The sequence below is a fragment of the Streptomyces sp. NPDC001828 genome, assembly GCF_042892175.1.
Lineage (GTDB): Bacteria > Actinomycetota > Actinomycetes > Streptomycetales > Streptomycetaceae > Streptomyces.
On record NZ_JBIATV010000013.1, the window covers coordinates 253963 to 267061 of the forward strand.

10 protein-coding genes are annotated in these 13099 nt (G+C 70.3%); 2 read left to right on the top strand and 8 right to left on the bottom strand.

What is annotated here, in order from left to right:
- Positions 1-14: 14 nt before the first annotated feature.
- Positions 15-971, bottom strand: coding sequence for an iron-containing redox enzyme family protein (locus ACFYZA_RS31385; RefSeq protein WP_388494146.1), 957 nt, complete (start codon positions 969-971; stop codon positions 15-17).
- A gap of 399 nt (positions 972-1370) precedes the next feature.
- Between ACFYZA_RS31385 and ACFYZA_RS31390 the strand changes: the two genes are divergently transcribed.
- Positions 1371-1961 (top strand): pyridoxamine 5'-phosphate oxidase family protein, encoded by a 591-nt coding sequence (locus ACFYZA_RS31390; RefSeq protein WP_388494148.1) that lies wholly within the window; start codon positions 1371-1373, stop codon positions 1959-1961.
- 74 nt (positions 1962-2035) lie between these two features.
- On the opposite strand, the gene ACFYZA_RS31395 is transcribed toward ACFYZA_RS31390, so the two are convergent.
- From ACFYZA_RS31395 to ACFYZA_RS31405, 3 genes are all read right to left on the bottom strand, one after another.
- Positions 2036-2962 (bottom strand): LysR family transcriptional regulator, encoded by a 927-nt coding sequence (locus ACFYZA_RS31395; protein WP_388494151.1) that lies wholly within the window; start codon positions 2960-2962, stop codon positions 2036-2038.
- A gap of 169 nt (positions 2963-3131) precedes the next feature.
- The gene (locus tag ACFYZA_RS31400) at positions 3132-3851 is read right to left on the bottom strand and encodes a cyclase family protein (protein WP_382593420.1); all 720 of its coding nucleotides are present in this window, start codon (positions 3849-3851) and stop codon (positions 3132-3134) included.
- Between the two features lie 80 nt (positions 3852-3931).
- Complete coding sequence (locus ACFYZA_RS31405) at positions 3932-5245, bottom strand: MFS transporter (protein WP_388494153.1); 1314 nt, start codon at positions 5243-5245, stop codon at positions 3932-3934.
- Between the two features lie 50 nt (positions 5246-5295).
- Between ACFYZA_RS31405 and ACFYZA_RS31410 the strand changes: the two genes are divergently transcribed.
- Entirely contained in the window at positions 5296-6249 is a 954-nt protein-coding gene (locus ACFYZA_RS31410; RefSeq protein ID WP_388494155.1) for a LysR family transcriptional regulator, read from the top strand.
- A gap of 60 nt (positions 6250-6309) precedes the next feature.
- On the opposite strand, the gene xdhC is transcribed toward ACFYZA_RS31410, so the two are convergent.
- From xdhC to ACFYZA_RS31430, 4 genes are all read right to left on the bottom strand, one after another.
- A complete protein-coding gene (gene xdhC / locus ACFYZA_RS31415; RefSeq protein WP_388494156.1) occupies positions 6310-7122 on the bottom strand; it encodes a xanthine dehydrogenase accessory protein XdhC in 813 nt (270 codons plus the stop codon).
- Position 7123: 1 nt separating this feature from the next.
- Complete coding sequence (xdhB, locus tag ACFYZA_RS31420; RefSeq protein ID WP_388494157.1) at positions 7124-9532, bottom strand: xanthine dehydrogenase molybdopterin binding subunit; 2409 nt, start codon at positions 9530-9532, stop codon at positions 7124-7126.
- On the bottom strand, positions 9529-11007 hold the full coding sequence (locus ACFYZA_RS31425) for a xanthine dehydrogenase small subunit (RefSeq protein WP_388494158.1): 1479 nt from the start codon (positions 11005-11007) through the stop codon (positions 9529-9531). The genes xdhB and ACFYZA_RS31425 overlap by 4 nt, the downstream gene beginning before the upstream one ends.
- Positions 11008-11841: 834 nt before the next feature.
- Positions 11842-12642 carry a maleylpyruvate isomerase family mycothiol-dependent enzyme gene (locus ACFYZA_RS31430; protein WP_382593402.1) on the bottom strand — a complete coding sequence of 267 codons (801 nt, stop codon included), beginning with the start codon at positions 12640-12642 and terminating at the stop codon, positions 11842-11844.
- Positions 12643-13099 lie beyond the last annotated feature (457 nt).

Consider the following 13099-nt stretch of genomic DNA (forward strand, 5'->3'; position numbering starts at 1 on the left):
ACGGGCAGCACGGATCAGTGCGGCAGCCGGAGCATGGCCTCCCAGATGCGGCGGTAATAGGCGTTGGCGACCCGGACCCGGGTGGCGACGCCCAGGGAGATCTCGCGCAGGAGTTCCGGGGATTCGTCGACCAGCGGGACGAAGACCCCTTCGAACCACTCGGCTCCGTGGTCCGCGTCGACGTGGACGTGGATGCGCTGGTAGTCGATGACGTCGGCGGGCACACCGAGGCGGTTGCAGCCGTCGACCATGGCCTGGAACCGCGGAGACGCGCTCTGTTCGAGCACGCCCATGGCGCCGAGGGCGCGCGGGTTGAGGTGGCGGTGGATGCCGTACATGAGGAGCAGGCACGCGTTCTCGAAGGCTTCGGGGCAGAAGAGCGCCTCCTGCCCGATGCCGGCGTCGGCGAGCCGGGCGCGCATGTAGACGGCGGAGTGCTCGAACATCCGGGTGTGGACCTGGTTGATGTCGCCTTCGCCCATCTCGTCCCAGTAGTTCTCGGCGATGGTGAGTTTGGTGAGTCCCTGGGTGCCGATCTGGACCATCGCCATGAGGTCGTCGAATTTGCTGTCGACGAGTTCCTCTCCCATGAAGAACAGCGCCATCTGTTCGAGGTTCGCCTCGTTGGCCAGGTACTCGCAGAATTCCGGCTGGGTGTGCCGGTCGGCGACGTCGAGGAACCAGGTCCGGAACTCGGCTCCGCTGGAGGGGAGTTGTAAGGGGTCGACCTGGCTGTCCTCCCAGGCGAGCCAGGCCTCCTCGATCGCGGTGATGGCAGGGTCGGTGTTGAGCCGGGGTATGTGCGCGAAGTCGGCGGGGCCCGCCATGTAGGCGACGTAGTGGCGGTGCAGGCGGCTCAGCAGCGTCTCGCGTGCGGCCGCGTCGGGGGTCTCCCCGGCGCGGGGGAAAGCGCGGGAAATGCTGTCGGACCAGCTGTCGACGGGTATGGCGGTAACGGTGGTGGCGGTCACGGAAATTGCCTTTCCATCGAAGGGTGATCGGGTGTCGCATCGGGACGGACCGGGAATCCTGCGGGGTCTTCGGGCCTGGGCGGCACCACGCGTACGCCCCTGTTCCCGGCCACTTTTGCGGCCTCTTACAAGAGTGTTCCGCCACTGAACGCAAGATCCCGCACACTTCAGAAGGTCGAAACAGTCAGATTCCAACGCAATGCATCATCCGCAGGGCGGAAATGACGGCCGGGCGCGGGGGATCTGCGCGAATGAGAGGGATCTGCCGGGCCGTGCCGCTCTCGGGGGTTTCCGCTCCTCCGAAAAAAAACGTTCACCAACCACGCACAGTTGTTGTGGGCAGCTCACCTGGGGCAAGACGGTTCCTACGACGCCTGCTATCAGGGACGGGACGACCTCATGCCTGAGCGAGATTTCTACAATCAGGGAGCACGACGTGTTCAGGACGCGCTGGAAACCCGGCCGCTGGCCGACCACATAGCGGGCAAGTACGTCACCGATGACCTCGACGAATCGGCCGCCGGGATCATCACCGCCGCCCCGTGCTTCTACCTCGCGACGGCGGACGCACAGGGATTCCCCGACTGCTCGTACAAGGGCGGACTGCCGGGTTTCGTCCACGTCGTGACGCCGGGCCTCCTGCGTTTTCCCAGCTACGACGGCAACGGAATGTTCCGCAGCCTGGGCAACATTGTGGAGAATCCCCGGATCGGCATGCTGTTCATCGACTACGGCAAACCCATCAAGCTCCGCGTGAACGGCATCGCGCACCTCTCCACGGAGGCCGCGCTGCTCGACGCGTTCCCGGACGCGGACGCCGTGGTGGAGGTCCGCGTGCGGCAGGTCTTCGAGAACTGTCCGCGCTATCTGCACGACATGCGGTGCGAGCGCTACTCGGACTACGTGCCGCGCCCCCACCGGACACCGCCGGACCCGCAGTGGAAGCTCAAGCCCGAGTACGACGGGCTGGTGCGGCTCCGCAACGGCTGACCCTGCGCGTCCCGGGCCGAAGGCGGGCCCGGGACGCGGACCGGCCGCCGGTCATGCCAGGCCGCGACGCCGTCTCAACTGCCTTGCGGCGCACCCGATGTGCGGGCGCAGGCCCGCTTGAAGCGCTGCTCCAGGACGATGAACCAGCTCGATACGGCAGCCGCCTCCTCGGCGACCAGGACGACGGTCCGGGACGGCGCCGGAATGCCCGCGCCGTCCACCGAACGGCTGAGCCCCTCACGCCGGATCAGCGCGGACGCCGGCACATAGGTCACCGCGCTCAGGGCGAGTGCCATGTCCTGGGCCAGATTCCAGTCGTCCGTACGCCCCACCGGGCGCACCATCACGCCGTGCCGGGCCAGGTGGGCACTGATCAGCCGGTCGCAGTCCGATCCGACCCGCGGCAGCACCCAGGGGAATCCCGAGAGCGACTCGGGGCCGCAACGGATGGCCATCGACACCAGGCCCGGCGGGCCCACCAGCACGAACGGCTCGTGGCGCAGCGGAACGGTGTGCAGCCCGTCGAGTTCGGCCACCGGGAGGTCGTCCGTCTCCTTCACCGACACCGCGGCCTGGAGGATCCCGGCCTTCACGAGGTCCCGGCCCTCGCATGGCGCGGTCTCGAACAGCTGCAGGTGGAAGGGCAGTTGGTCCTCGCCGCGCAGCGCCGGGAGCACACAGGTGCCCATCGCCGAGGGGAAGGCGCCGAGGGCGATGGTCGGTCTGCGCTGCGGTTGCGTGGACGGCGTCTGGTGCCTGGCGACCGAGGTCTGCCACAAGTCGGCTATCCGGGCGGCGACTTCAGCGATGATGGACCCTTCGTCGGTCAGCCGGATACCCCGGCCCTCCGGCTCGACCAAGGCGAATCCGCACTCCGAGCTCAGCGACTTGATCTGCTGGGACACCGCGGAGGGTGAGAGGTGCAGTGCTTTGGCCGCGGCGTGGATGCCACCGTGGCTGCGCACCGTGTGCAGGGTTCGCAACTGCTGAAGGTTGGCCATTGCTCCGCTCTCGTAGAGGATCGAGCAGCTTGCGACGGTCCTGCCCGGCGGGTCTCCATCGCCGGGCACGACCGTCCGCGCGTCCCGGCGGGTGTGTGCCGGGCGCCGCGCGTGGGTGCCGCTTGGCACCCGATGTCGCTCTGATCCTCGGAACGGTGCGGAGCGTGGATCACGCCCCTCGGTCGGTATGCAGGAAGGCGCGGACCGGGAACGTGCCCAGGCCGGCGAACTTCACGGGTGCCGCGGTGAACCAGCCCTCTCCTTCGGGCACGCCGGAGAGGTTGGTCAGGTGCTCGACCAGCGGGATGCCGGCGCCGAGCAGTCGCGTGTGCGCGGGGCGTTCACGCCCCGTGGTGTCGTCGATGTTGGTGGAGTCGATGCCCACGACGGCCGGTTCCGCCTCCGCCAGAAGTGCGGCCGAGGCGGCGGACAGATGGGGGTGGCGTCCGCTGCCGTACGTGTCGGTGCCCCAGTGCCGGGACCAGCCGGTCCTGATGAGCACCGCGCGACCGGTCAGCTCCGCTCCGGCGAAGGCCTCCGGCTGGATCTCCCGCTGGTCGGTGTCGACGACCGTCACCGGCACATGGGCGATGCGGGCCAGGTCCAGCGCGGCGAGGTCGTAGCCATCGGCGTAGCGGTGATGGGGCACGTCCATGTACGTACCGGTCTGCCCCATCATGTGGACCATGCCGAGGTGGAACTCGGTGCCCGGCGCGTAGTTCTCGCGGGACCGCTCCCGTGTGATGTGGTCGGTGAGCACCGGCTGGGGCAATCCGGGGTAGGCGGTCGCGCCCGGCACTATCTCGTGGCTCAGGTCCACGAACACCGCACCGGGGCCGGTGTGGCGCGAAGTCGCCCGCGTACGGGGTGAAGAGGAGCTGTTCACCATGAAGGCTGCCTTTCCCGTCCATCGAATGTAAGGATCACTGCGCGGGAGTGCCACGCACAACCCCGGTCGGTACGAATTGGCTAGATGTCCTCCGCACCCTGGCCCATACCTTTCCGCCGCTCCCCCGCCGCCGCACGACCGGCCCGCCGTTCGAACCTCGCGTCCCGGAGCGCGAGGTGTGCGGCGAGCAGGATCAGGACGGCGCAACCGGTGAACGCCCCGTCCAGGCCGATCAGTTGGGAGAAAAGACCGACGGCCAGCGCGCCGATGCCGGTGCCCGCGTCGTACGCCATGTTCCACAGCGTGCTCGCCCTGCCGTGCCCGCCCTGCCGCGCCCGCCGGAACATGACGACCAAGGTGTCGTTCTGCAGCGCCCCGAAGCCGGCGCCGTACACCGTCGCGGCCAGGGCTGCGACCACTGCGGCGTCACCGTCGAGCGCGGCCGCCGCCCCGAAGCCGCCCATGCCCACCGCGCACGCCAGCATGCCGGGCACCAGCAGACGCCCGAGTCCCGCCCGGTCGTTGACGACACCCGCGGCCCAGCGTCCGGCGACCACGGCGGCCGACAGCAGGAACAGGGCCCACGGCGCGGCGGAGGGGCGTTCGAGCGCCAGGGGCAGGAAGGACGTCACACCGCCGAGCGCGCAGGCGGCGACGATCAGGAGGACGAACGGGCCGGCCAGATGCGAGGAGCCGCCGCCTGCCGACTCCTCCCCCGCCGGGTCGCCGCCCGCCGCACCGGCCGGCTCCTGCTCCACCGGGTCGCCGCCCCGCGCCGCACCGGCCGGCTCCTCCCGCACGCTGATCGCCGCGGCCAACGGAGCGGCCAGCACGCTCAGCGCACCAGCGGCGACGAAGATCGCGGTGAAGCCGATGTGCTGGGCGCCCCAGACGCCCAGCGGAAGGCACAGCACCTGCGGCAGGCCCACGGCGACGCCGTAGCAGCCGACCCCGCGCCCCCGCCTCTCCGGCGGGACAAGTTCGGCCACCAGCGCGCTCCCGGCGACCGCGACCATGCCGAAGCCCACGCCGCGCACGGCGCAGATCGTGAGCACCCAGCCCAGACCCGAAGACACGGGATAGGCGAACGTGGGCAGGCCGAGGAGCAGGGCGCCCTGGATGAGGATCTGGCGCAGCGTGAACCGGGCGAAGAGCCGTCGCATGCACAGCTGGATGCCGACCGTGGTGGCCATGGTCACCCCGGTCGCGGCACCCACCCCGGTGTTTCCCGAACCGCCCTCCGCCGACCACAGCGGGGTCACGGAGAGCAGGGGCGCGTAGTTGGAGAAGGTTCCGAACGTCGCGGCGAGCAGCAGAAGGAAGCTTCTTCCGCCGATGCCGGCCGCTCGTCCGGTACCGGCGCGGAGAGTGTCCTGCTGTGTGGAGGGGCCCATGCCTCCAGTTCTAGGAGCCCGGCATCCATCACGTCCAACGAACAATTGCGATGCGAACGATCGAGTTCTACGATCGCACCGTGGAGTTGAAGCACCTGACGACCTTCAGCGCCGTGGCCCGGCACATGAGTTTCACCCGGGCGGCGGAAGAGCTGGGCTATGTGCAGTCCAGCGTCACCGCGCACATCAAGGGCCTGGAGCGCGACCTGGACGCACCGCTCTTCGAACGGCTGGGCCGCAGGGTGGCGCTCACCGACGCGGGGCGCGCGCTGCTCCCCCACGCACAGACCCTGCTGAACGATGCCGAGCAGGCCGCCGACGCGGTGAGAGCGGCCTGCGGCAGCCCGGAGAACGTCCGCGGGACCTTGCGGATCGCCGCGCCGGAAAGCCTGTGCGCCCACCGGCTGCCGCCCGTCCTGCGCGCCCTCAAGGACCGCTTTCCGCTGCTCCAGGTCATCTTCGGCCCGGCCAGTCGCGGAGCTCTCCTGGCGGCCCTCGGCGAAGGCACCCTGGACGCCGGCTTCCTCCTGGAGGAGGAAGTCGGCGGGCCCATGCTGACGTCCACGGTGCTCGGTCAGGAGGAGCTGCGGCTGGTAGCGCGTCCGGACCACCCGATCGCGAAGCGCGCTCGGGTACCGACCGCGGAACTGGCCGGGGAAACGCTGCTCCTCATCGAGAAGGGCTGTGCTCAACGCGAGGTGATGGAAGCCGAGTTGGCGTCGGCCGGCATCCATCCGGCCCGCATGGAGTTCGTCAGCACCGAGGCGCTCAAGCGGTGCGCCGCGGCCGGGCTCGGTATCGCGCTGCTGCCCGCCGCCGCGGTCGCGGACGAGATCCGGCGCGGCGAACTCGCGCCCCTGGCGTGGACGTGCCGCCCGGTCCTCGGCGTACACCTGGTTCTGCACAAGGACCGGCAGCCCACCGCAGCCCTGCGAGCGCTCACCGCACTGGCCGAGGACCGCTGGGCCGCGCCCGACGCCCCTGCGAAGGCGCCGGGCGTCTGAGCGGGCCGTCGCTCCGGCGGCAGGATCATCGAGGGGAGCCGGACCGCCCAGGCGGTTCGATCACCAGCTGCCCTCCGCCTCGAAGGTGCGGAGCAGATCGGCGGCGGCGCTCAGCGCGATGACCGCAGGTTCCTTGCCCGTGATGCCGCTCAGCCCGATCGGTGTCTTGATCCGGTCGATGGTGGCCTCGTCGTGACCGCCCTCGGTGGCGAGGCGGCTGCGGAACCGCGCCCACTTGGCCGCCGACCCGATCAATCCGATGGAGCCGAGGTGCGAGGCGCGCAGCGCGGCGTCGCACAGCGCGGCGTCCTCGGCGTGGTCATGCGTCATGATCAGGACGTGGGTGCCTCGCGGCAGCTCCTCCAGCACCTGCTCGGGCAGCAGCGGCGTGTGATGCACATGCACCTGCGCCACGGCGTCCGCCAGCACACCGAGCCGTTTGTCGGTGAGGGTCTCGGCTCGGCTGTCGACGAGGTGCAGGTCGAGGTCCTGTCGGGCCAGGATGCGCGCCAGTTCGAGGCCGACGTGGCCGACACCGAAGATCGCCACCGCGTTCACCACCGGCAGCGGTTCGAGCAGGACCGAGACCGTACCGCCGCAGCACTGCACGCCGTGCTGGTTGGTCACCTTGTCGTTCAGGGCGAAGTCCATCAGCTCCGGCTCCGGCTTGCCGGCCTCGATCATCTCCCGGGCCCGGTCGATCGCGACGGCCTCGACGTTGCCCCCGCCGATCGAGCCCCATGACCGGTCCCGTCCCACGACGAGTTTCGCGCCGGCGTCGCGCGGGGCGTGGCCGCGCACGGTCGCGACGGTCACCAACACGCCGGACTCCCGGCGTGTCCGCAACCGCGCGACCGCGGCGATCCACGTCATGTCAGGCACCGCTGAGCGCTTCCGTGCCAGTACGGTCTCCGCTGTCCGCCACCGACTCGTCGGGGGCGTCGCGCACATGAGCTGTGTCCCGGCGGGCCGACTGGACCGCCCAGTACACCGCTTCCGGGGTCGCGGGCGAGGCCAGCTCGACACTGGTCCCGTCCGGCCCGAACGCGGCGGCGGCCTGCCGCAGCGCCTCGCGCACCGAGAACGCCAGCATGAGCGGAGGCTCGCCCACGGCCTTGGAACCGTAGACCGCGCCTTCCTCGGGGGCGTTCTCCAGCAGCGAGACGTTGAACTCCTCGGGCATCTCCGAGAAGCTCGGCAGCTTGTACGTACTGGCCGCCTGGGTGAGGAGCCGGCCGCGCTGCGGCCCGTCGTCGGTGTTCCATCGCAGATCCTCCAGCGTCAGCCATCCGGCGCCCTGCACGAAGCCGCCCTCGACCTGGCCGATGTCGATCATGGGGGACAGGCTTTCGCCGACGTCGTGCACGATGTCCACGCGCCGGATGCGGTAAGCGCCGGTGAAACCGTCGACCTCCACCTCGGTGGCGGCGGCGCCATGGGCGAAGTACTTGAACGGGGTGCCGCGGAACGCCTTAGCGTCCCAGTGCAGCCCCTCCGTCCGGTAGTAGCCGGCCGCAGACAGCTGGACGCGCTGGAAGTACGCGGTGCGCACCAGGTCGTCCCAGCCCAGTTCCCGGTCGGTGCCCAGGCCGCGGGCGACGCCCTCGGTGATGCGTACGTCGCTGGCGTTCACTCCCAGCTGGGTGGCGGCGACCTGCACCAGACGCTCGCGCAGCTGCTCGCAGGCGTTCTTGACCGCGCCGCCGTTCAGGTCCGCGCCCGAACTGGCGGCGGTGGCCGAGGTGTTGGGCACCTTGTCGGTGCGCGTCGGGGCGAGACGCACCTTGTACAGGGGGATGCCCAGGGCGGTCGCGGCCACCTGCATCATCTTGGTGTGCAGGCCCTGGCCCATCTCGGTGCCGCCGTGATTGATCAGGACGGAGCCGTCCTTGTAGATCAGCACCAGGGCGCCGCCCTGGTTGAAGGCGGTGAGGTTGAACGAGATGCCGAACTTGATGCCGGTGATCGCCAGGGCCCGCTTGGTGTGCGGATGGGCCGCGTTGAAGGCGGCGATCTCCCGGTCGCGGTCGGCAACCGTGGCGTTCCGCTTGACCTGCTGCCAGACGGTGGAGATGCGCTCGGGCTGGGTGACCGGCTGCCCGTACGGCGTGTACTGGTCCTTCTGGTAGAAGTTGCGCTCCCTCAACTCCATTGGATCCAGGCCGAGTCGGGGCGCGCACCGGCCCAGGATGTCCTCGATGACCAGCATGCCCTGGGGTCCGCCGAAGCCGCGGAAAGCGGTGTTGGAGACCTTGTTGGTCTTGGCGATGCGGCCGGCGATGCGGGCGTTGGGGATCCAGTACGTGTTGTCGATGTGACACAGCGCGCGGGCGAGGACCGGCTCGGACAGGTCCAGGCTCCAGCCGCCGTCGGAGGTCAGCGTGGCGTCCAGGGCCTGGATGCGGCCCTCCTCGTCGAAGCCGATCTTCCAGGTGGCGTGGAAGCCGTGCCGCTTGCCGGACATCGTCAGGTCCTGCGTGCGGTTGAGCCGCAGCCTGACCGGCCGGCCGGTCAGCCGGGCGCCGAGTGCGGCGATGGCCGCGAAGCCGTGGGGCTGCATCTCCTTGCCGCCGAAGCCGCCGCCCATGCGCAGGCACTGCACGGTCACCTCGTGGCTGTGCAGCCCGAGCACGTGCGCGACGATCTCCTGCGTCTCCGAAGGGTGCTGGCTGCTGCTCTGGACGAATACCTGTCCGGACTCGTCGATGTGAGCGAGCGCGCAGTGCGTCTCCAGGTAGAAGTGCTCCTGGTCGGAGAACTGGAACGTGCCGGTGAACACGTGCTCGGAGTCGGCGAAGCCGGCCTCGATGTCACCGGACAGCATGACGGGCCGGGCGCCGTGGAAGCTCTCGGCCGTGATGGCGTCCTGAAGCGTGATCAGGGAGGGCAGCTCTTCGAGGTCCACCTCGACCGCCGCCGCCCCGAGCCGGGCCGCTTCCAAGGTCTCGCCCAGCACCCAGGCGACCGCGTGACCGTGGAACATCACCTCGTCGGGGAACAGCGGCTCGTCGTGCTTCATGCCCGCGTCGTTGACGCCGGGCACGTCGGCGCCGGTCAGGACCCGGACCACGCCGGGCACCTCAAGCGCCGCTCCGGTACGGATCGCGGTGATGCGGCCGTGGGCCTTCATCACCTGCACCGGATGGGCGTGCAGGACGTCCTTGGTGCGGAACACCAGGTCGTCGGTGTAGAGGGCGGTTCCCGTCACGTGCAGGACGGCGCTTTCGTGCGGCAGAGGGACGCCGACGACGGGCTTCTCGGGACGCTCGGACAACTGGCTCATGACGACACCGCCTCGGTGTTCTGCGCGTACAGCTTGAGCAGGCTCTGGCCGAGCATCGCGGCGCGGTACTCGGCGCTGGCTCGATGGTCCCCCATCGGCGTTCCCGAGGACCGCAGCACCAGGGCCGCGGCCTCGACGGTCCGCACCGACCACGGCCGGCCCTCCAGGGCCGCCTCGGTCTCCAGGGCGCGGATGGGGGTGGCGGCCACGCCGCCCAGGCCGATGCGGGCCTTGCGGACGACACCGTCCGTGATGTCGAGGGCGAAGGCGACCGCGACGCTGGAGATGTCGTCGAACCGCCGCTTGGCGATCTTGTGGAAGGCCACAACCGGCGACAGCGGCCGCGGAATGCTCACCGCCCGGATCAGTTCGCCGGGCCGGCGCACGCTCTGCCGGTACCCGGTGAAGTACTCGGCCAGCGGGACCGAACGCTCGCCATCTTCTCCGGCGAGCACCACCGACGCCTCCAGCGCCAGCAGTACGGGCGGGCTGTCACCGATGGGAGAGCCGGTGCCGAGATTGCCGCCCAGGGTCGCGCTGTTGCGGATGAGACGGGAGGCGAACTGCGGGAACAGCTCCGCCAGGAGCGGGACGTCGCCATCGAGACGGCGCTCGATCTCGGTGAGCGTGAGGCCCGCGCCGATCTCGATGGAGTCGGATGCGACGCGCAGCGCCCGCAACTCGGGCAGCCGGTCGACGGCCACGACACAACTTGCCCTGCGGGAACGGATGTTGACCTCGACGCCCCAATCCGTGGAGCCCGCGACCACCACCGCATCGGGCCGCTCCCGGAGCACCCGCAGCGTCTCGGCCAGGGTGTCCTTGCGCAGGAAGGCACCGTCACCCTGGAGGTACTCGGTGGCGACCGGCGCCGGCGGCGCCTGTTCGCGGCGCCGTGCGAGCGGGTCCTCGTCGGCGGGCGCCCCGACGGCGAACGCCGCGTCCCTGATCGGGCGGTAGCCCGTGCAGCGGCACAGGTTTCCGCTCAGGGCGTGCAGGTCGAAGCCGTTGGGACCGTGCTCGGCGTCCGCGTGGACCGTGCTGTCACCCGAGTCGGGGGCGGCGTGTGCACAGCGGTCGGGCCGGTAGTACTCGGCGGCCATGCTGCAGATGAACCCCGGTGTGCAGTATCCGCATTGCGAGCCGCCGCGGACCGCCATCTCCTCCTGCACCGGGTGCAGGGTGGGAGCCCTGCCCGGCCCGCCGTCGGTCGCCAATCCCTCTGAGGTGACGACCTCCTGGCCGTCGAGCGCCGCGACCGGGACCAGACAGGCGTTGACCGCCACCCAGTCGGTGGGCCGGTTCACCCCGGGCCGGGCCACCAGCACCGAGCAGGCACCGCATTCGCCTTCGGCGCACCCTTCCTTGGTGCCGGTGAGTCCGCGCTCGCGCAGGAAGTCCAGAGCCGTGGTGTGGGGCGGAGCCGGCGCGATCGCCATGGCGTCGCCGTTGACGGTCAACTGCGGGGCTACCACGGCCGGTTCGCACTTCGGTGCGTGTTCGGTCGGTTCGTCATGTGGGCCAATGTGAGGCAGCTTTCTGTGTTCGGGCACGCCGGGTTCGGTCTGGCCAGCTCAAAGCGGACGCACGAAACGGCACCCTGGAAGGGCGTACCGGAAGGTGAAGGGTGAAGGGAGAGCAACCAGATGCATGTCCCGCAGGACACGCTGGAGCGGCGTGCTCAGCAGCCGTGGGCGATCCGGCCCGGAGCCCAGGCCGCGTGCTGGGCGGGGCGACCGAGATCGGAGTTGGTGTGCATCCGCGGGTCGCCTCCTTCCATGCTTCTGGCCGATAGTCCCCGCAAGCTAGTTGCTGGGACCACGCAGGTCAAGAGCCGGGACTCTCGGCGCCGGGCGTTCGGCCAGATTTGAGGCGCGGTGCACGACCGCCCGCTCCGGTCCGTACGAACCGGCCACGGACCCGTACTTCCACACCTGGACCTGATCAGGCGGTTCGTGCAGGCGCCGCTGCGTGAAGGGATTGCCTGGCACGACCACGGCCGGAAGATGACCGTGGTGGCCCGCCTGCCCGCATGGATGCAGCACGCCAAGAACCGTGACGAGGTGCTGCGGGCCATCGCCCGCATCCACGCCTCACTGCTCCTCGCCTGATCCGGGGACACCGAGCCCGCTCGTGATCGCTGGGCGGACAGATTCGCGCTGCAATCCAGGTGGACGGCCGGCTTGGTGACGCCCCGAGGCCGCTTCGAGGACTTGAGCCCGGTGCCGCGACGAACGATCCCGGCGAGAGTCGTGTCCTACCGGCGCGAGGCGCGGCCCGCCGCCCAAGCGCCCCCGCCCCGCTACGTCCTACTTCTCCTCCGGCTCCCAGGCGCGGAGCAGATCGAGCAGCCCTGAATCTCCGTCAACGTGCAAGGAGGCGGCCTGGATCCGGTCGTACAGGTAGAGGACCAGCTCACTTGCCGTGCCGTGGACGGAGGCGCCGGCCGCGTCGGAGTCTTCGCCGGTCGCGGCGGTGGGCGCGGGGATGCGGGTGGTGCGTGCGCCGTCGCCGTCGACGGTGAGGCGCCAGGAGCGGCCCTCGGCGGCGTGGAAGTCGAAGGCCGTGGGCTTGTGCGGCCAGGCACTCGGCGTCGCGCAGACGGTGAACAGGAACTCCTCCACACCGTCGAGTGCCAACTCGACCGGCAGCGGCTGCGGGACGCCTCCGGCGAGCTGGGCGTCGTAGGTGTGCACAGCGGTCTCCTGGACCCGGTGCCGGGCGGTGCCGCCGGCGGTCTGCGGTGACTGCGACGCGGGCCACCACGTCCAGCAACCGCTCTCCGGTCCCGCCGCACGCAGGGCACCCAGCAGAAGCCGCGTCGACGCGTCCAGCCAGGCCAGCAGGGCCTCACGCTCCTGCGGCACTTCCAGCGCGGCGCGCGCGGCGACGGCTTCGGCCGGGGGAGCGTCGGCAGACCCCGCGCCGACGATGGCGGCCCAGAAACGGTCTCCCCCACCCAGGTGCTTCACCAGATCGAACAGCGTCCACCCGGGGCAGGTAGGCACCTGCGCGTCGAGAGCGGGCGCGGCGGCGACGACGGCACGGAAGGCGGTCGACCGTTCATCGATCAGGCGCAACAGGTCAGGGAACTCAAGATTCTTTTCCACGCCGGATGTCTATCACCGTGCTCCGGTGACCGGACAGCGGTTTTCACAGGCGCCGCCGGTTGGCCCTTGCGAACGTCCTCGTCTCCCGCAGGCTGAGCGCGTCGCAGGTGCCAGGGCATTCGGTTGCCCAATGCCGCCCGTTGGGTCAGGGCGCGGTCGCGCTCCGGGCAACCGGCCGTCTGGGTCCGGGCGACACCGCTCGGCCCCCCTGGGGCTTACGCACCGTCCGCTGGTCGAAATCCCCCGACAGGGCCGCGGCTCTCGAAGCGGGTTCTCAACTCTCGCGGTGATGGCGGCGGGCCCGGAACGCCCGAGGGAGGCTCCCCGATCCCCCGGCCCATCCTCCTTGACACCACCCTTGACGCCGCTCCTTCACCCTCCCCATACTGACGGCCAAATCGATTTGGCCGCTCGTATATGGCTCCCGTCCGGGCCGCTCCACGGCTGAATTCCGCGC